We start from the raw sequence: 18187 nt of genomic DNA, 5'->3' as shown, positions 1-18187 counted from the left end.
CGTTAACTGACGCTCTGTCAGGTTATCCGAACTGACGCGATGTCAGGAATGGTTGGGGACGAGCGAAGTTCCCGCTGAGTGAGAGTGAGAGTGAGTGAGTGAGGCGAGCACCGGTATGCGGTTGATGACATCGCGCTCCAGGAAGTCACGCGCGAGGACGTGGCGGCCCTCGTCGACGCCGGCTGGCACGTCGCTGGTCTGCCGACGGTGTGGGGGCCGTACTGGCCGCCCGCCGCCCCTTCGGGCACACCGTGACGGACACGCTCCAGGTGACCGAGCGTACGGCGCACACCAGCTGGTGCGGAGTCGTCGCCGAGCTACGGCTTCCCGAACCCTTCGGCACGATCCTCGTCGTGCATCACAAGCCGAGCTGGCCCTACGGCTACGAGCACGAACGGGAGTTGCAGGCGCTCGCCACCGCCCGGCTCGTGGACGGCGTCGTCGCCGAACGCCCCGTGCGCCACACCGTCCTGCTCGGCGACTTCGACGCGACCCCTGAGGCCGCCAGCCTGCGGTTCCTCCAGGGGTTCCAGTCGCTCGACGGCATGAGCGTCTGCTTCCAGGACACCTGGCCGGCCGTGCACCCCGGTGAACCGGGCCCCACGTTCAGCCCGGCCAACCCGCTCGTGCGACAGGGGGACATGCCCGAGGCCTCGGATCGCCGTATCGACTACATCCTGCTCCGGTGCGGCCCGCACGGCCCCACCCTGCATGTCTCCGCATGCCGGCGAGTCCTGGTGGAACCTGTGAACGGCGTGTACGCGAGCGACCACTACGGCCTGGTCGCCGACCTGACGCTGCCCGGTCACCCTCCGGGCCGGTGGGCGGAAGGGAGCTGACGACAGGCCTAGGCGGTGTCCGCTTGGCCCGGGAGTCGCGCCACGCTCCCCGAACCCTCCCGCGCGATGGCCTTCGCGATCCTCACCGCGTCGATCGCCATCTCGCGGAACATGCCGCTGATCGGGTTGGTGAAGCCGGTGAAGTACAGGCCCGGGGCGGTCCGCGGGCTGCGGGGGCCCTGGGCGACGGGCCTCCCGCGGGCGTCGAGTACGTCGAGGTGGCCGACGAGGTCCTCCAGGGCCCGGGTGTAGCCGGTGGCCGCGACCACGGCGTCCGGGGAGAGGCGGGTGCCGTCGGCGAGCAGGACCTTGCCGTCCTCGAAGCCCTCCACGGCCGCCACGACCTCCACCCTGCCCTTGCGCACGGCGTCGATCAGACCCACGTCCTGGACGGGGATGGCGCCCTCGGCGACCCGGGAGTAGAGGCCGGTGTCGGGGCGCGGCAGGCCGTGGGCGGACAGATCGGGCACGCTCAGTCTGCCCATCTGCCGGGCCATCCGGTCGACGAGGCCGACCGGCAGGTGCCGTGCCATGACGCCGGAGTACTGCGCGGCCCAGCCCGCGGTCGAGCGGCGCACGATGTGCGGGACGGTGCGGATGGACAGCCGTACCCGGGCGCCGCCGTCCGCCAGGTCCACGGCGATCTCGGCTCCGGTGTTGCCGGCGCCCACGACGAGGACCTCGCGCCCGGCGAAGGGCTCGGCGTTGCGGTAGACGGAGGCGTGCAGGAACTCGCCGGGGTACGTGTCGCGGCCGGGCCAGTCGGGCACGCGGGGCGTGTGGTTGTAGCCGGTGGCGACGACGACCGCCGCGCCGGTCAGCTCCCGGCCGCCGGTGGCGTGCAGCAGCCAGCCCGTGCCGTCGGGTGCGCGCTCGATGCGGGACACCTCGACGCCGGTGACGACTTCGAGCCGGTGGTGCTCGGCGTACTTCTCCAGGTACCGCACCACGTTGTCCCGGGACACCCACCGCCCGAACCGGCGCGGCATCGGCAGCCCGGGCAGGGACGACAGGCGGCGGGTGGTGTGCAGGTGCAGCCGGTCGTAGTGGCCGCGCCAGGACGCCCCGACACGGTCGGACTTCTCCAGGACGACGGCCCGTATGCCCCGGGCCCGCAGCGCGTAGGCGGCGGAGAGTCCGCCGGGGCCGCCGCCGACGACGTAGACGGGGCGGTCGGGTGCGGGGTGTGCGGAGGAGTGTGTGGGGGGAGTGGAGTCGGCCATGAGCGGGAGCGTAGCCACGGACCCGCTTGATGGGTCTCGGTCAAGACCGGAATTGGTTTCGGATTGATCACGGCTGTAGGGGGACGGGGTGGGGCTGGTGTCGCAGGGGGTCCGGTTGTGGCGAGCTGGTGATCGTTCCTGATGGGTCACGGGAACACCCGGGCGACGAACGGGTGTTGAGATGACACCGACGGAGACCGGAACAGCCCTGCGAAGGAGACCGGAATGGCCCTGACCCGAGAAGAGCGCGAACAGTTCCTGGCCGAGCCGCACATCGCCGCACTGGCGGTCGACGCGGGGCCGGGCCGCGCGCCGCTGACCGTGCCGATCTGGTACCAGTACGAGCCCGGCGGCGACATCTGGATCCTGACCGCCCTCGACTCCCGCAAGTACGGACTGATCAGCGCGGCGGGCCGGTTCTCGCTGATGGTGGACCGGCTCGAACCCACGATCCGGTACGTGTCGGTCGAGGGCCCGGTCGTCGACACGGCCCCCGCCACCCTCGACCAGCTCCGCGAGATGTCGGCGCGCTATCTGCCGGCCGACAAGGTCGACGGCTACGTCGACTTCTCCTGGAAGAACCACGGAGAACAGCTGGTGCTGCGGATGCGGCCGGAGCGGTGGGTGTCGTCGGACCTCGGGCAGGTGTGAGGAGCATCCCGGGGTGACAATCGGGGGATGGCAACGGATCTTCACGAGCTGCTGAGGTCACTGCGGGTCTGGGACCCGCAGGTCACGCAACTCCCCTCCTTCGACCCGACGAGCGCCCCGGCCGCCCCGCTGCCGCTCTTCACCGAGTGGTTCGCGGCGGCGGTGGCGGCCGGGCAGAGCGAGCCGCACACCATGTCGCTGGCGACCTCCGACGAGTCCGGCCTGCCCGACGTACGGATCGTCATGCTGCACGGCGCCGACGAGACCGGCTGGTCCTTCGCGTCCCACGCCGGCAGCCGCAAGGGCCGCCACCTCACCGCCCGCCCGTACGCCGCGCTCGGTTTCTACTGGCCGGTCCTCGGCCGCCAGGTACGGGTCCGCGGCCCGGTGTCGGCCGCCCCGTCCGAGGAGGCCCAGGGCGACCTCCACGCCCGCTCGACGGGCGCGCTGGCCGCGGCCCTGACCGGCCGGCAGAGTGAAATCCTGGGCTCGGTGGAGGAGTTGGCGCGGGCCTCGGAGTCGGCGTGGGAACGGGCCGCGCGGGAGCCGCAGACACCGGTGCCGTCCTGGACGCTGTACCGGCTGCGGGCCGAGGAGGTCGAGTTCTTCCAGGGAGACGCGGCGCGACGGCACGTACGGCTCCGCTATCGGAGCACAGGGGAAGGGTGGGCACGGGAACTGCTGTGGCCGTGAACGGACCTGAGGTCCAGGGTGTCACCCAGCGGCACCCTCGCCCTCCGCGTACTCGATGGGCGGATCCGGACGGAAGTTCCGCTGTCGCGCGGTGCGGATCCCGAGAATGTATGCCGCCGTGAGCGCAACGGCACGGTCTTCGTCGTGGGACAGATCCGCGAGGGCATCTGACGCCGTGCTGCCCGGGATGTCGGCGAGCGCCTGTGTCAGCCGGCGACGTGCGGACGAGTCGACGGTGCCGTGGGCGAGGCGGTCGACGAGCCTGGCAGCGATCTGATCCGCCGACGCGGGATCACTCGCCAGCGCGCTCAGCGCGTCGGCTGCGTCGACGTCGTTCGTCTCCTCGACGATCATGTCGATGAGCGTCGGGACCGCGTCGGCCACCCCACGTGCCCCGAGCGCCAGAGCCGCATACCTGCGGACCACGATGTCGGGGTTCGCGAGGGCCTCCCGCAGCAGTGCGGTCGCCTTGCCGTTCGGGATCTCGGCTATGGACCGGACAGCACGTTTGCGCACCTCGGCTTCCGGTGCGCCGAGGCCCTCCGCCAGCAGTGCCAGCCCGCCGTCGCCCGATCGCGCCAAGGCCCAGCGAAGGGCTCCGGCGACATTCGGGTCCGTCTCGCTCAGCGCTGCCTCGACCAGTGCTTCCACCGGCACCTCGTCGACCGAGGACAAGGCCGCGCGCTGGCGCGTCCCGGCGCTCTTCGACCCCAACGCCTGGAGCAGTGCGACGATCTGGAGGACGTCCTCCCAGCCGGCGGGTTCCGCGGCACCGATCCGGCTGAGTCGCGTGAGCAGCTCCGTCTCGGCCGCGATGCGTTCCCGCGTCTGGCGGATGAGGTCGTCGACGAGCTCTGCGGGCGTGAAGCCCGGATCATCGAGCGCGCGCCCGACGTCACGCAGCGACAGCCCCAACGACCGCAGGCTCTCGATATGGAAGATCCGCCGGATGTCCTCGCCGGAGTACTCGCGATAGCCGGCGTCGGTACGACCCGTCGGCCGCACCAGGCCGAGCGAGTCGTAGTGCCTGAGCATGCGGGCGCTGACCCCGGACCGCCGTGCCACATCACCGATCAACACTGCCTGTCACTCCTCCTGGCCGGTCGTGCCGAGGGCCACGACGCGCCTCGCCTCCTCGATCGCGAACTCGAATCCCGCATCCGGGTTGCGCAACAGCCTTTCCGTGGCGAACGCGTGCGCGCGCACACGAGGGGCGGGTTCCGCCATCGCCGCGCGCAGGGTCGGCATGATCCCCTCACCGAGTGCGATCAGCGCCCGGCTGAGACTCAACTGTGTCTCACGCTCGCCGCGCCCGAGCTGTGTCGCCAACACAGCGGCCAGTGCCGCCTCTTGACCTTCGGGCACGAGTACGACCGCCGCCCGCCAGGCGCTCCGCGCCACCTCGTCGTCGGGGTCGGTCAGCAGCGCCCGTGTGATCGCCGGCCACGCCCGCCGATCCCCGATCTTGGACAGCGTGTGCAACGCCTGGCTTCGTGCCTGCGCACGCTCCGAGCGGAGTTCATCGAGAAGCCCGGGGACCGTCATCGACGCCGGGTGGCGGGTGAGCGCCCAGGTAAGCATGTCGCGGACGTGGAACTCCGGCTCGATCGCGCATCGCTCGACGAGCTTGCCGACGCACCGCGGGTCAGGGGCCGTGCCGATCTCCATCACTGCCCGCAGTCGCACTGACGAACGGCTGTCCTCCAGCGCCCGCAGACCTCGAACCGTATCCGTGTCCTGTTCCGGCATGGTCATCGGGACCACCTCCTCGCCACAGTGAAGGCCTTGTCACTGTGTCAAGGTCAAGCGGGCGCGGACTGCCCTGTGAAGTCGTACACCGCGAAGTCCGCCACCGGCCGGTACCCGATCCGCTGGTACAGGCCGTTGCTGGTCGGGTTCGACAGGTCCGTGAAGAGGAGCACCTCCTGAGCTCCGGCGGCCAGGGCGGCGCGGCTGACCTCGGCCGTGGCGGCGCCCGCGTAGCCGCGGCCGCGGAGGTGGGGCGGGGTGTAGACGGGAGCGACGCGGATCTGGCCGGCGACCTGGGGGGTCGTGCCGGCCATGGCGGCGGGGGTGCCGTCGGGGGTCTCCCAGAAGGTGATGCCGCCCTGCTCGATGCGGGCGTCCGCCCACTCGGCGGTGTCCCGGACGGTGCCCGTGCCGACGGCCTCGGCGAACTCCTCGTGCCAGCGTATGAGTTGCTCGCGATCCGCCTCACCGGCGATGCGGGGCCCACCGGGCGGTACGGGACGGGGCACGGTCAGGGTGCCGAGCCGGTAGAGCCGCTGACGCTGTCGGAGCGTGGCCGTGGCGCCGGTGTGCCGCCGCCAGGCCTCGGCGAAGGCGCCGGCGGTGTCGCGGTCGGCATGCACGCCGGGCAGGCGTTGCCCGCGGGCGGCCAGCCGTGCGGCCAGCACATCGGCTTCCTCGGCCGTCAGGACGGTGAGGTTCAGCCGGTGCGGTGGTGTGCGGAAGAACGTCGCCCGGACCGCGCCGTCCCGTTCCAGTACGCCGAACTCCGGTGCCTCGTCGCCGTAGATGTGCAGGCCGCGCGTGCGCAGGTTCTCCGTGACGGTCAACGCGACGGTGTGCAGGGCCGGTTGGGAGTGGAGGAAGGTGCCGGCTCGGGTCAGGAAGGAGTCGAGGTCCCGGGTGAGGTGCCAGTCGTCGGTGCGCATGCCCCATGGTGCCGCCCGCGCCCGGACGGCACCTCCGAATTACGCCCCGGGCTCTCGGCCCGTATCCGGTTCCGCATACGGTTGCGGATCCGTCGCCAGCCGTGCGTGCAGGTGGGCGTCCCGGAACGCGTCGCACCGGCCCTCCTCGAAGATCGCCCCGCGCAGGGTCCCCTCGTACGCGAATCCGCACCGCCCGGCGATCCGGCACGAGGCGTCATGACCGACCGCGTGGTCCAGTTCCAGCCGGTGCAGGCCGAGTTCGGTGAAGGCCCAGTGGGCGGCGAGCAGGAGGGCCCGGGTGGCCACGCCCTGGCCGCGGGCCTCGGGGAGCACCCAGTAGCCGACGCGGGCGACCTTCAGGTGGTACTTGATCTCGTTGACGCCGATGTGGCCCAGTGCCGTGTCGCTGCGGGCGTCCGCGACGCGGAACGACATGGACGTGCCCTCCGCCGCGCTCTGCGCCCGCGCGCGCAGCGACTCCTGGGCGCTCGTCCGGTCCGCGACCAGCATCAGCGGGGTGTTCCACCGCTGGAATTCCGGGTCCCGCAGGCCGCGCAGCCATGTCTCGACGTCGGAGCCGGACGTGGCGTCCCAGGGGCGCAGACGGAGGCCGCGGCCGTGGATTTCCGGGAGGGCGCCGGTCAGGGACCGGCCGCGTATGGGGGCCATGGGGCCATTCAAGCGCGTGGGGTGATGCCGTTCACCCGCCGACCGCGCCCGGCACGACCCGGAACACCGGGATCCCCTCCCGGAAGGCGACCTCCAGTTCCGCCCCGGCCGACAACTCCCCGGCCCCCACGACCTCCGTCATCATCCGCGGCCCCTCGGCGAGGTCGACCACCGCAGCGACGTACGGCGTGCGTTCCGCGAAGGGCGGCAGGTCGTTGCGGTGGACGGCGGACCAGGTGTAGAGGGTGGCGCGGCCGCTCGCGGGCTCCCAGACGACGTCCTCGCTCCAGCAGTGGGGGCAGAACTCGCGCGGGTAGTGGTGGGCCCGGCCGCAGGCCCGGCAGCGGCGGATCAGCAGCCGGCCCTCGGCGGCCGCGTCCCAGTACGTCCGGGTGAAGGCGTCCGGCTCCGGCAGGTCGAAACGCCCGGCCATCAGAACAGCCCCAGCGTGCTGTCCAGCGACCAGGTCTGCCAGGACATCCCGAACAGCCCGACCACCGACATCAGCGCCATCATCGAGTTCTGCCCCTGCTCGGCGACGTCGTGGACCATGAGGGTGAAGTAGAGGGCGTTGAGGAGGAACCCGCCGGCCAGGGCGATCGGGGTGAGGAAGCCGGTGATCAGGCCCAGTCCGAGCGCGAGTTCCGCGTACACGACGACGTACGCCATCGCGCGCTGGCGGGGCGCGACGACCGTGTCGAAGCCCGAACGTACGGCGCTCCAGCGGTGTTCGGCGGCTATCCCGGCCGCCCACGCGATGCCGCTGCCCCTCTGGAACCAGGCCTTGCGGTCCTTGTGCCGCCAGCTCTCCAGCCACCACAGCCCGAGCCCGATCCGCAGCACGGCCAGCCATTCCGCTCCGCTGAGCCAGATCGTGTCCATGCCCATGCTCCCGCATTGCCGCCGACACAGGAATCTGACGGTACGTCAGAAATGGCGGGAGCAACAAGCCCTGGAGGGGGCGCTCGACCGCACCAGTGCGGGCGGCACCGTCAGTCGGGGAGAAACTCCCGGGCGTGGTCGTGTGCCCACTGGGCGAAGGTGCGAGCCGGGACTCCGGTGACCTCCTCGGCTGTGGGTACCGGGCCGGCCGCCGCCGGATCGAATTCCTCGGGTGCCTGCTGGTCTGTCTCGCCGCCCGAATAGTCCTCGAAACCGAGCAGGAAATCCGCGCTCTCCGCCGCGAATCCTCCTTGCTTGCGGTAGATCTCCCGTGCCTCCTCCCGGCTCACCACTTCGAAGCGGATCGGGCGCCCGATGGCCTCGGCGATGAGTTCGACCTGTCGATGATGCGACAACATGTCGGGGCCGTTGAGGGTGTAGGCCCGTCCGCAGTGTCCGTCCTCCAGCAGAGCCAGGGCCGCGACATCGGCGATGTCCTGCTCATGCACCGGGCACCAGGCCGCATCGGGGTAGGGGTCGCGCACCACGCCTTCGGCACGGATGGACGGGCCCCACAGCGCGAGCTTGTTCATCGCGAACTCGCCGGGGCGCACGTGAGTCCACTCCAGGCCCGACTCCTCCACGGCCCGCTCCACCGGCAAGTGGAAGTCGCTGTCGTAGCCCGCCGTTACAGCCCCGGAGGAAAGCACCACGATACGGCGCACGCCGGCCTGCGCGGCCAAGGCAACCACGTCCCGGGCCGTTTCGGCGACCGGGAAGAGATACATCCGGTCGACGCCCTTCAACGCGTCGGTGAGTGACTCCGGTTGCGTGAGATCTCCCGCGTATGCGCGCACCCCCTCCGGTAACCCCGCCCGGCGTGGGTTGCGGGTCAGAGCCCGCACGTCCGCGCCGGCCTCGACGAGTCGCCGGACCACGTTCCGGCCCACGTTGCCGGTGGCTCCCGTCACCAAGATCGCCATGATGCTCCCTCTGATCGTCACTGTTCACGGGGACGCCTCACCACGAGACAGCCCCGTTCCACGTCGAGCCGACCGACGAACGCAGCTGTCCAACACCACGCTTGTCGGCCACGGCGGCGAGAATGGCAGGAAGCGGGGAAGCGGCTCTAGTCTCCCGGCGAACGCATTCGTGGAATCCGTCAGTCAGTCCGTCGCGGCGGCGCAAGGCAGCGGTCGGCTCGGGGCGCCCAGCCAGATCCGCTGTTCCTCGGCGGTCACGGTCACCCCGAAGCGCTCCCGGCCCGGCCGACCGTGCGCGACGTACAGCTCGTGCGCGGCCTCCACCGCATCCCACAGCAGGCGCGCCCCGGCCTGCCGTACGGTGCCGGCCTCGGCACGCGCCCACGCGCCGTCACTGCCCCACAGTTCCACGGCCGTCACCTGGCCGTCGTCGCCGCGCTCGAAGGCGAACGCGGTGTCAGGGGCGACGAGGGACAGGATGAAGCGGAATGCCTCGTCCCCGGCGACGACGTTCAGGTCCAGGCTCGGGACTTGGCCGCTCGTCGCGTCCGGTCTGCCCGGGTGGGCCGGGGTGCCGGTGGTGCCTGCGTCGCGTGCGGCCATGAAGTACGAGCCGACGGGCAGGAACCTGCCCTCGGCGCGGCCGTCGGCGGCGACGACCAGGCGCACCGTGCCCCAGCCCACCGGGCACACGATCAGGCCTGCGGGCTTCACCTGCTCCAGCCACGCCGACGGGACCGAGCTGAAGCCGCAGGTGGCGATGAGCCGGTCGTACGGGGCCCGGTCCGGGTGGCCCTCGCGGCCGTCCCCGGCGTGGACCAGCGGAGTGCGCCGACTACTGGTTCGGCTCCGGCCTGGTCGACCAGGTCCCCGAGGGCGCCCGCACGGAGCGCCTGATGGGGCTGTGCGAACTGGCCGTGCGCCCACCGTGGCAGTCCCAGGGCATCGGCACACGGCTGCACACCGCGCTGCTCCATGGCATCAATCCGAAGTGGTCCTCACTGCTCGCACTGACCTCCAACCAGCGCGGCCAGGACCTCTACGCGCGGCTGGGCTACAGGTATGCGGGCGTGTACAGGAACACACCCGATGGCCCGGCCTTCGATCTGCTGCTTCTCCGTGTCGAGGACGCGGACTGACGAAGGGGCGGACTATGCCGGGGGCGCCTGGCGGCCCGCGGCCTTACCCCCCGCCACGATGCCATCAGGGGCGCCTGAACGACTGGAGGAGACGACGCTGGACGCGAGCACCTGGAGGACCATCGAGCGGCTGCGGGAGTGGCTGGACACCGAAAGCCCGGTACCGCCGGATGCCGCGCGCCTGCTGCGCGTGCTGAAGATCGGCGACGAGTTCGGCGCTGGCGCAGAAGCCGTGCGCTGACCGAGTACATCACCCAGCTGAAGGGAGCCGTGTGATGGCCGAGGTGACGTACGAGCGGCATGACGGTCCGGGCGGCGCCCACGAACTCGACGCCTTCCTCCCCGCCTACGAGGAGGTATACGCCGAGCCGCCGTACTGCGAGGGTCCGCGCGACGTCGCCGAGTTCATCGATCACTTTCAGGCGCGCGCCCAACGGCGCGGCTTCCGTCTCGTCCTGGCCCGCCACGGAGGCGAGGTCATCGGCTTCACGTACGGCTACTACCTCGCGCCTGACACCCGCTGGTGGAAGAACCTCCAGGGCATCGAGCTGCCGGAGGAGTTCACACGCGAGGAGGGCCACCGCACGTTCGTCATCATCGAGTTGGCCGTACGGAAGTCGTGGCGGCGGCGAGGCATCGCCGCCGAGCTGCATGCGCGGCTCCTCGACGGCCTGGACGTCGAACGGGGCACGGTGACCGTGCGGCCCGAGCCGGAGGCCGCGCCGGCGCAGTCCGCCTACGCAGCATGGGGATACCGAAAGGTCGGCGTATCCCACCCATGGGATGAGGCGCCGCTGTACGACTGCATGATTCGCGAGCTGCGCTAGACGAGGCACCCTTGCCCCCGCCGATCAACGAAACCCAACTGGAGGAGACTCTTGTGGACGCGAGGAACAGGAACCGACTCACGCACCGGCCTGACGTGCAGTCACCCCGCGGCCGGAGACGGAAAGGGCCACGCGCTGTACCGGTCGTGGGGGTACGAGGACATCGGCCACAGCCAGCCGTCCCCGGCCTCACCGGTCCTCACTGATGATCCGCGCCACCGACTGACCGACACGCGCGCCCCGGCGAGCGGACGCGGACAGCAGACGGTCCCCGAGGCAGGCCGCTGAGCCCGAGGATTTGGAGCCATGACAGAAGCGTCGGCGTGGTGCGCGACGTGGCCTGGTGAGGGCCGCCAGGATCACGACGCCCGCGCCAACCGCACGATCGCCGCGATCGACTGGTCGACGTCTGCCTCTGTCGTGTTGTGGCCGGACACCGAGATGCGCATCAGCCGTCGGCCGCGCCAGGTGGTGGCGCCCATCCAGCAGGTGCCGTCCTTCTGCACCGCCTGCACGATGCGGTCGGTGCGGGCGTCGTCGCCGAAGCTGACGAGGACTTGGTTGAGAACCACGTCGTTGACCACCTCGTAGCCCGCCGCGGACAGGCCGTCGGCGAAGCGCCGGGCGAGGGAGCAGCAGCGGTCCACGAGCGCGGCGACGCCGGCACGGCCGAGTTCGCGCAGCGCCGCCCAGGTGGCGAAGCCGCGTGCGTGGCGGGAGGACTCGGCGGTGTAGTCGGCGCCGCCGGCCGCAGTGCCGTCGGCGCGGGTGAGGTAAGAGGCGGTGTACGACAGAGCGTCGGCGTGGACGGCGGGGCGGGAGCAGAAGGCGTAGCCGCAGTCATAGGGCACGTTCAGCCACTTGTGACCGTCGCAGGCCCAGGAGTCGGCCAGCTCGACGCCGTCGACGAGGTGGCGGATCGCCGGGCTCGCGGCCGCCCACAGGCCGAAAGCGCCGTCGACGTGCACCCAGCCGCCGTGGGCGTGGGTGAGATCGCAGGCGGTACGGAGGTCGTCGCAGGCGCCGGTGTTCACGTTGCCCGCCTGGGTGCAGACGATCGCCGGCGTGCCCGGGTCGGACGCCAGCACGCGGCGCAGGTCGTCGGTGTCGAGAGCGCCGCGTCCATCGGTGCGGACCGTCTCCAGGCAGCCGGTGCCCAGGCCGAGCAGCCGCAGCGAGCGGTCGATGGTGGCATGGCGTTCCTCGCCCGCGACCACCCGCAGGCGCGGGGCGCCACCCAGACCCTTGTGCCCGACGTCCCAGCTGGCCTCGGTGAGCAGATGCTGCCGGGCTGCCGCGAGACCTGCGGTGTTGGCCGCCTGCCCACCGGTGACGAACCCGGTGGAGGCCGTGGCGGGGATGCCGAGCAGTTCCTTCAGCCAGCCGCCCGCCGCCTCCTCCGCGGCGAGCGCGGCGGGCGAGAGCGCGGCGTTGAAGGCGTTCTGGTCCCACCCGGCGGCGAGGATCTCCGCGGCGGTGGCCGCGGGCAGCGCCCCGCCGACGATGAACCCGAAGAACCGCGGCCCCACTGTGGCGACGAGTCCGGTTTCGGCGGCGGCCACCAACTCGTCGACCACCGTGAGCGGGTCGGTGGGCGAGCGGTTCAAGGGGCGGGAGAACGCGGCGCGCAAGGCCGCATGGTCGACGGGCCGCGCCACCGGTCGCTCGGGCAGCGAGCGGCGGAAGGCGGCGGCGTGCTCGGCGGCGTGATGGAAGATCCTGGTCAGCTCGTCCATGGCCGGACCGTAACCACCCCTCCGAGCGGTTGGGAACGGCCAATGGGAGGAAGTTGGACTGCCTTTTCCTCCGGTACCGCTGCCCCGCGGACGGGAAGCTCTACGGCCTGGCAGTACGACTAGGTGTGCTGTTCGGGGACGTTGGTGACAGGCGACACGCCCTGAGCGGTCCTTGAACGAGGCGAGGGCCTCTGGTTTCGGTGTGGATTGCGACATCTACCCGACTGCCAGGAGGCCCTCGTTGTTCCACCGTAACGCCCCGCTGACGTCGACCGGCAGGCTGCGTCTGGCCCGGTGTGTCGTCGACGACGGCTGGCCCCTGCGCCGGGCCGCGGAACGTTTCCAGGTCAGCCACACCACCGCCGCCCGTTGGGCAGACCGCTACCGCAGGCACGGGGCAGCAGGGATGCACGATCGCTCCAGCTGTCCGCATCACAGCCCGCGCAAGACGCCGGCCGCGGTCGAACGACAGGTCGTGCGGCTGCGGCGCGAGCACCGCATCGGACCGGTGCGGCTGGCCGCCCGCACCGGCATCGCCGCCTCCACTGCCCACAGGATCCTGCACCGTCACGGCCTGCCCGCGCTGGCGGCCACCGACCGGGCCACGGGCGAACCCGTGCGCCGCTACGAACGAGCCCGGCCGGGCGAACTGGTCCACATCGACGTCAAGAAGCTCGGCCGCATCCCCGACGGCGGCGGCCACAAGGTCCTCGGCCGCGCAGCCGGCCGGGCCAACCAGGACCGCCGCAACGGCACCGGATATGCCTACCTGCACACTGCCCTGGACGACCACTCCCGCCTGGCCTACACCGAAGACCTGCCCGACGAGACCGCCGCCACCTGCGCCACCTTCCTGCGACGGGCCACGGCCTGGTTCGCCGCCCGAGGCGTCCCCATCGAACGGGTGCTGACCGACAACGCCTGGTCCTACACCAAGAACACCTGGCGCCAGACCTGCCACGACCTGGGCATCAGCCCCCGCTGGACCCGACCCTGGCGACCCCAGACCAACGGCAAGGTCGAACGCTTCCACCGCACCCTGCTCGACGAGTGGGCCTACCACCAGCCCTACACCTCAGACGCCGAACGACAGGCCGCATTCCCCGACTGGCTGGACTGGTACAACTACCACCGCCCCCACACCGGCATCAGCGGCCACACCCCAGCCAGCCGCGTCACCAACCTCTCCGAACAGCACAACTAGGGCCTGATCCAAACGACATCCCTGGGACACGTTGTCACACCCCCAACACCACCGTCCCCGAAGAGCAGAACCACCCACCCGTCCCGGACGCCACCCCCAGCCGCGGCAGCGACCCGTCGCCACGCCGTCGCACCTGCCGTTCCCCGCCCTCCCCGCGCAACTGCCGCACCGCCTCCACCAGCAGGAACAACCCCCGCATCCCCGGATGCTGAGCCGACAGCCCGCCCCCGTCGGTGTTCACGGGGAGCTCTCCGCCCTCGACCCGCAGCCGGGCCTTCTCCACGAACGCCCCGCCCTCGCCCTTCCCGCAGAAGCCGAGGTCCTCCAGCGTCACCAGGGTCATGTAGGTGAACGCGTCGTAGATCTCCGCGAAGTCCATCTCCTCCGGCCGTACGCCCGCCCGCTCGAAGGCCAGCCGTCCGCTCACCGCCGCCGGCGACACCGTGAAGTCCGCCCACTCGGACATCGCGGCGTGCGAGACGTACTCCCCGCTCCCCAGCACCCACACCGGCGCGGTACGGCAGTCCCGTACGTACTCCTCCGCCGCCAGCAGCACCGCCGCCCCGCCGTCGGAACGCACGCAGCAGTGCAGCTTGGTGAAGGGGTCGGCGATCACCGGGTCGGCCAGGACCTCGTCCACCGTGACCGGGGTGCGGAACATCGCCTCCGGGTTCAGGGCCGCGTTGGCCCGGGCCTGGACCGCCACCTCCGCCAGCTGCTCGATCGTCGTGCCGTACTCGATCATGTGGCGGCGGGCCGCCATGGCGTACTTGGCGATCAGGGTGTGCCCGTAGGGGACTTCGAATTGGAGGGGGCCGCGTGTGCCGAAGGACAGCGTGCCCGTGCGGCGGCCCGCTTTGACGTCCGCGCGGGCCGTCGAGCCGTAGGCGAGCAGCACCACGCGCGCGTGCCCGGCCGCGATCGCGTCCGCCGCGTGGGCCGCCATGACCTCCCAGGTGCAGCCGCCGACGGAGGTGGAGTCGACCCAGGTGGGGCGCAGGCCCAGGTACTCGGCGACCTCGACGGGGGCCAGCGTGCCCAGGCCCGCCGAGGCGAAGCCGTCGACCAGTGAGCGGTCCAGGCCCGCGTCGGCCAGGGCGCGCCGGGCCGCCTGGGCGTGCAGCGCGTACGGGGTCGCGTCGTCCACGCGGCCGCAGTCCGAGAGGGCCACGCCGACGACTGCCACTTTCCTCCGGGCAACCATGAATCTGACGGTACATCAGATATCCGGTGCTTCGGATCCCCCGAGCATCGGATACCCCGCGCACAACCACGGCAGAGCTCTGGGCATCCCCGGCGCTCCGCCCTAATATGACGCACCGTCAGATGCGGAGGTGGTACCCCCATGGACGCCCGCTTCACCGCCGAACAGGACGAGATCCGCCGCACCTTGCGCGAACTGCTCCACAAGCGGTGCGGCCCCGAGGAGCTGCGGGCCGCCGTCGACACCCCGGCCGGGTACGACCCGGCCCTGTGGACCGCCCTCGCCGAACAGCTCGGCCTGCCCGGACTGGCCCTCCCCGAGACCCACGGCGGTGTCGGCTGCTCGGTCACCGAGCTGGCCCTCGCCTGCGAGGAGACGGGCCGGGTCCTCGCCCCCTCGCCCCTGCTCGCCACGGCCGTCCTCACGGCACCGCTGCTGCTCGCCCTCGGCACCGACGCCCAGCGGGCCGACCTTCTCCCGCGGATCGCCTCCGGCACACTCACCGCAGCTCTCGCGGTACCGGGTCCCGCCCTCACCACCGCCCTCGGACTCACCGGCCACGACCGGCGCGGGGAGTGGGCCGGCGGCGGGCGGGCCGGGGGCGTGCAGGCCCGGCAGGCCGACGGTGGCTGGCGGCTGTACGGGCAGGTCGACCAGGTCCTCGACGGGCACAGTGCCCAGCTGCTCGTGGTCGCCGCGCACGCCGGGGGGTTCGCCCGCTCCCGTGTACTGCTCTTCCTCGTGCGCGGTGACGCGGCCGGTCTCACCCGCGTACGGCAGACCGCGCTGGACGTGACCCGTCCGCAAGCTCGCCTGCAACTGCGAGACACAACCGCCGAGTTGCTGGGACCGGACGGCGAGGAGGCCCTCCCCGCCCTCGCCCGGCTCGGCGACACCGCCGCCGCCTGTCTCGCCGCCGAGGCCGTCGGCGCCGCCGGCCGGGTGCTGGAGCGGACCGTCGAGTACGTCGGGCAACGCGAGCAGTTCGGGCGGCCGATCGGCTCCTTCCAGGCGGTCAAGCACCGGCTGGCCGACGCGTACGTCCAGGTGCAGGCGGCCCGCTCGGCGGCGTACTACGCGGCCTGGGCCACAGCCCAGGGGGAGCGGGTGGGCGGCCTCGCCCTCGCGCAGGCGATTCAGGCCCTGCGCGGTGCCGCCGCCGAGGGGATCCAGCTGCACGGCGGCATCGGTTTCACCTGGGAGCACGAGGTCCACCTGTATTTCAAGCGTGCCGCGGGCGACGAGCTGCTGTTCGGGCCGGTGCACCGGCTGCGGGCCCACGCCGCCGAGGCGGCACACGTCTTCGAGGAGGCCGGCCGATGAGGGGCGTGCGGTTCGTGCAGAAGGTGTCCTCCAGGCGGGGGTTCGCGCGCGTGGCACCGTACGTCCTCCCGGCCCTCGACCGGGCCGTGCACCGGCTCACGCGTGGAAAAGTACTGCTCAGCGCGCAGCTCCTGCCGGGGGTGGTGCTGACCTCGACCGGGGCGAGGAGCGGCCTGCCGCGTCGTACCCCCCTCGCCTGCATGCCGGAGGAGGGCGGGAACAGCTGGATTCTCATGGGGTCCAACTTCGGCCGGCCCGGCCATCCCGCCTGGAGCCACAACCTGCTCGCCCGTCCCGACGCCGTGATCAACTGGCGGGGCGAGGACATCGCGGTCACGGCCGGGCTGCTCAAGGGCGAGGAGCGGGCGGCGGTGTGGAAGGCGGTCGTGGAGTTCTGGCCGCCGTACGCCGCGTACCAGCGCCGGGTGGAGCGGGAGATTCGGGTCTTCCGGATCGTTCGGAAGCACGCGGAGCGGCAGAGCGCAACAGGCGGCGGTCCACTCGGGTGAACCGCCGCCTGCCAGACAGGACTTGGGGGAAGAAAAAGGCTGCTGCGCCGGGCTACTTCGTCGGCTTCCTGCCCGTGACGCCCAGATGCACCAACAGCGCGAGGTTCGGCTTCAGTTCGGCCTGCTTCACGCCCCAGGAGGAGAAGCCCTTCTGGTGGGAGGCGACGGCCGCGAGCATCGCGACCAGCGAACCGGCGATGGCCGCCGGGTTCACGTCCTTGTCGACCCTGCCCTTGGCCTGGAGCTCGGCGACGGAGTCCGCGAGGGAGTTGTTCACCGAGTTGAGGATCTTCATCCGGAGCTTGTAGAACCGCTTGTCCCCCTCGGCGGCGCCGAGATCGACGACCCGGAGGATCGCGTCGTTCTTGCGCCAGAACTCCAGGAACCCGTCGACGAGTTCCTGCGCCGTCTGCCAGCCGGCCTTGCCGGCCCAGGAGCGGTCCTGAAGGAGCTCGGTCAACGCGGCGCCCTCGGTCGCCATTTGCTCGGCGATCTCCAGGACGGCGCCCTCGACGTCCGGGAAGTACTGGTAGAAGGTCGCTAGCGAAGTGCCCGCTTTCCGGGCGACATCGATGACTTTGACGTCCCGGTACGGGGAGGAGCTGAGCATCTCGCTGAGGCAGTCGAGCAGCTTCTGCCGGGTCGCCTGCCCACGCCTACCGGCCACGCGGCCGTCGACGGTACGCACTTGTCCTGTCATGCCGTCAGCTTACCGAGGCGTGATCGGGGCGCGATTCGGCCGACTGCAAATGGGGTGTAAGGGAGTGCGGGGGCTGGTGTGCCTGGTCTGCGGGGTGCGGCAGTCGCGGTTACGTTGTCGGCATGGCCGAAAACAGGGCATCGGTGTACGCAGAGGGCGTTCCCTGCTGGGTGGACGCGCAGCTTCCCGACGTCGAGGCGGGCAAGCGGTTCTACGGTGAACTTTTCGGGTGGACCTTCGAGGACTGGTTCGGCCCCTTCGCGCAGGCGCTGAAGGACGGTGAACCCGTGGCCGCGCTGGTCCGCAAGATGGACGGCCGGCTGCCCACGGTCTGGACGGTGTATTTCGCGACCCCGGACGCGGCGGCCCTGGTCCGGCGCATCCGGGAGGCGGGCGGGCAGGTCGTCTCGGCGCCGGTGCCGGCCGGCGAGCTGGGCGTCACCGCCCTCGTCACCGACCCGGAGGGGGCCGTCTTCGCCCTGTGGCAGCCGGGGGAGCACCCCGGCTTCGGCAGGCGGCACGAGCCGGGCACCTTCGCCTGGGCCGAGCTGTACGCCCGGGACACCGAGGCGGCCAACGCCTTCTACGGCGACCTCTTCCAGGAGGCCCTGTTCGGGCCGGACGCCGAGCCCGACTTCGGCCGCGCCCCCGTCTCCGACGTCTTCCCGGCCGAGATGCCGCCGCACTTCCTCGTCCACTTCGCCGTCGAGGACGTACCGGCCGCGCTGGAGGACGTCACCCGGCTCGGCGGCCGGATCCAGGCCCCGCCTTTCCAGACCTCGTACGGCACGGTCGCCGTCGTCACGGACAATCAGGGGGCGTCCTTCGCGCTGCTGCACCGCTGAGCAGGGCTGATCAGGCGTTGTTTGGTCATTGTTTGGTCACTGTTTGGTCGGATGTGTACCGAGACATCCCAATTGTCACCGG

Annotated in this window: 22 protein-coding genes and 1 pseudogene; 11 read left to right on the top strand and 12 right to left on the bottom strand. The window is 71.5% G+C overall.

The genetic code is table 11. The features are described 5' to 3' along the window. Positions 1–209 precede the first annotated feature (209 nt). Positions 210–839: an endonuclease/exonuclease/phosphatase family protein gene (locus PV963_RS19865; RefSeq protein ID WP_274817081.1), complete on the top strand. Its 630-nt coding sequence runs from the start codon at positions 210–212 to the stop codon at positions 837–839. Positions 840–847: 8 nt separating this feature from the next. Here PV963_RS19865 and PV963_RS19860 read toward each other — a convergent pair whose 3' ends face one another. Next, positions 848–2062, bottom strand: coding sequence for a flavin-containing monooxygenase (locus PV963_RS19860; protein ID WP_274817080.1), 1215 nt, complete (start codon positions 2060–2062; stop codon positions 848–850). Positions 2063–2287: 225 nt separating this feature from the next. On the opposite strand from PV963_RS19860, the gene PV963_RS19855 reads away from it, so the two are divergent. Both PV963_RS19855 and PV963_RS19850 read left to right on the top strand, forming a co-directional pair. After that, a complete protein-coding gene (locus PV963_RS19855) occupies positions 2288–2713 on the top strand; it encodes a pyridoxamine 5'-phosphate oxidase family protein (protein ID WP_020272162.1) in 426 nt (141 codons plus the stop codon). A 27-nt stretch (positions 2714–2740) separates the two neighbouring features. Further along, positions 2741–3406: a pyridoxine/pyridoxamine 5'-phosphate oxidase gene (locus tag PV963_RS19850; protein ID WP_274817079.1), complete on the top strand. Its 666-nt coding sequence runs from the start codon at positions 2741–2743 to the stop codon at positions 3404–3406. Between the two features lie 21 nt (positions 3407–3427). On the opposite strand, the gene PV963_RS19845 is transcribed toward PV963_RS19850, so the two are convergent. From PV963_RS19845 to PV963_RS19810, 8 genes are all read right to left on the bottom strand, one after another. Then, entirely contained in the window at positions 3428–4486 is a 1059-nt protein-coding gene (locus tag PV963_RS19845; RefSeq protein WP_274817078.1) for a HEAT repeat domain-containing protein, read from the bottom strand. A gap of 6 nt (positions 4487–4492) precedes the next feature. After that, entirely contained in the window at positions 4493–5161 is a 669-nt protein-coding gene (locus PV963_RS19840; RefSeq protein WP_274817077.1) for a HEAT repeat domain-containing protein, read from the bottom strand. A gap of 47 nt (positions 5162–5208) precedes the next feature. Continuing rightward, the gene (locus tag PV963_RS19835) at positions 5209–6084 is read right to left on the bottom strand and encodes a GNAT family N-acetyltransferase (protein WP_274817076.1); all 876 of its coding nucleotides are present in this window, start codon (positions 6082–6084) and stop codon (positions 5209–5211) included. A 39-nt stretch (positions 6085–6123) separates the two neighbouring features. Continuing rightward, positions 6124–6753, bottom strand: a complete 630-nt coding sequence (locus tag PV963_RS19830) for a GNAT family N-acetyltransferase (protein ID WP_274817075.1) — start codon at positions 6751–6753, stop codon at positions 6124–6126. A gap of 31 nt (positions 6754–6784) precedes the next feature. Beyond that, a complete protein-coding gene (locus PV963_RS19825) occupies positions 6785–7186 on the bottom strand; it encodes a Zn-ribbon domain-containing OB-fold protein (RefSeq protein WP_274817074.1) in 402 nt (133 codons plus the stop codon). Next, positions 7186–7635, bottom strand: coding sequence for a DoxX family protein (locus tag PV963_RS19820; protein WP_274817073.1), 450 nt, complete (start codon positions 7633–7635; stop codon positions 7186–7188). The genes PV963_RS19825 and PV963_RS19820 overlap by 1 nt, the downstream gene beginning before the upstream one ends. 110 nt (positions 7636–7745) lie before the next feature. Beyond that, a complete protein-coding gene (locus tag PV963_RS19815; protein WP_274817072.1) occupies positions 7746–8618 on the bottom strand; it encodes an NAD(P)H-binding protein in 873 nt (290 codons plus the stop codon). Between the two features lie 183 nt (positions 8619–8801). Next, positions 8802–9545, bottom strand: coding sequence for a hypothetical protein (locus PV963_RS19810; protein ID WP_274817071.1), 744 nt, complete (start codon positions 9543–9545; stop codon positions 8802–8804). On the opposite strand from PV963_RS19810, the gene PV963_RS19805 reads away from it, so the two are divergent. The 4 genes and pseudogenes from PV963_RS19805 to PV963_RS19790 all read left to right on the top strand — a co-directional run. Continuing rightward, the gene (locus PV963_RS19805) at positions 9473–9757 is read left to right on the top strand and encodes a GNAT family N-acetyltransferase (protein ID WP_342456437.1); all 285 of its coding nucleotides are present in this window, start codon (positions 9473–9475) and stop codon (positions 9755–9757) included. The genes PV963_RS19810 and PV963_RS19805 overlap by 73 nt on opposite strands. Before the next feature lie 58 nt (positions 9758–9815). Continuing rightward, positions 9816–9998: a hypothetical protein gene (locus PV963_RS19800; RefSeq protein ID WP_274822309.1), complete on the top strand. Its 183-nt coding sequence runs from the start codon at positions 9816–9818 to the stop codon at positions 9996–9998. Positions 9999–10032: 34 nt separating this feature from the next. Further along, a complete protein-coding gene (locus tag PV963_RS19795) occupies positions 10033–10584 on the top strand; it encodes a GNAT family N-acetyltransferase (RefSeq protein WP_274817069.1) in 552 nt (183 codons plus the stop codon). 102 nt (positions 10585–10686) lie between these two features. After that, positions 10687–10872, top strand: a pseudogene (locus PV963_RS19790) (hypothetical protein); the annotation flags it as partial. 71 nt (positions 10873–10943) lie between these two features. Here PV963_RS19790 and PV963_RS19785 read toward each other — a convergent pair. Further along, positions 10944–12320: a pyridoxal phosphate-dependent decarboxylase family protein gene (locus tag PV963_RS19785; RefSeq protein WP_274817068.1), complete on the bottom strand. Its 1377-nt coding sequence runs from the start codon at positions 12318–12320 to the stop codon at positions 10944–10946. Positions 12321–12561: 241 nt separating this feature from the next. Here PV963_RS19785 and PV963_RS19780 point away from each other — a divergent pair, with 241 nt between their 5' ends. Further along, entirely contained in the window at positions 12562–13524 is a 963-nt protein-coding gene (locus PV963_RS19780; protein ID WP_274817067.1) for an IS481 family transposase, read from the top strand. 34 nt (positions 13525–13558) lie between these two features. On the opposite strand, the gene PV963_RS19775 is transcribed toward PV963_RS19780, so the two are convergent. Next, complete coding sequence (locus tag PV963_RS19775) at positions 13559–14728, bottom strand: thiolase C-terminal domain-containing protein (RefSeq protein WP_274817066.1); 1170 nt, start codon at positions 14726–14728, stop codon at positions 13559–13561. 141 nt (positions 14729–14869) lie between these two features. Between PV963_RS19775 and PV963_RS19770 the strand changes: the two genes are divergently transcribed. Continuing rightward, positions 14870–16051 carry an acyl-CoA dehydrogenase family protein gene (locus tag PV963_RS19770; RefSeq protein ID WP_274817065.1) on the top strand — a complete coding sequence of 394 codons (1182 nt, stop codon included), beginning with the start codon at positions 14870–14872 and terminating at the stop codon, positions 16049–16051. Then, positions 16048–16560 carry a nitroreductase/quinone reductase family protein gene (locus PV963_RS19765; protein WP_274817064.1) on the top strand — a complete coding sequence of 171 codons (513 nt, stop codon included), beginning with the start codon at positions 16048–16050 and terminating at the stop codon, positions 16558–16560. The genes PV963_RS19770 and PV963_RS19765 overlap by 4 nt, the downstream gene beginning before the upstream one ends. A 52-nt stretch (positions 16561–16612) precedes the next feature. On the opposite strand, the gene PV963_RS19760 is transcribed toward PV963_RS19765, so the two are convergent. Next, complete coding sequence (locus PV963_RS19760; protein ID WP_274822069.1) at positions 16613–17248, bottom strand: TetR family transcriptional regulator; 636 nt, start codon at positions 17246–17248, stop codon at positions 16613–16615. A 134-nt stretch (positions 17249–17382) separates the two neighbouring features. On the opposite strand from PV963_RS19760, the gene PV963_RS19755 reads away from it, so the two are divergent. Further along, complete coding sequence (locus tag PV963_RS19755) at positions 17383–18105, top strand: VOC family protein (RefSeq protein WP_274817063.1); 723 nt, start codon at positions 17383–17385, stop codon at positions 18103–18105. Positions 18106–18187 lie beyond the last annotated feature (82 nt).

Origin of the sequence: Streptomyces coeruleorubidus (genome assembly GCF_028885415.1) — a bacterium.
In the GTDB taxonomy this organism is placed as follows: domain Bacteria; phylum Actinomycetota; class Actinomycetes; order Streptomycetales; family Streptomycetaceae; genus Streptomyces; species Streptomyces coeruleorubidus_A.
This window is presented reverse-complemented; position numbering and strand designations above follow the sequence as displayed.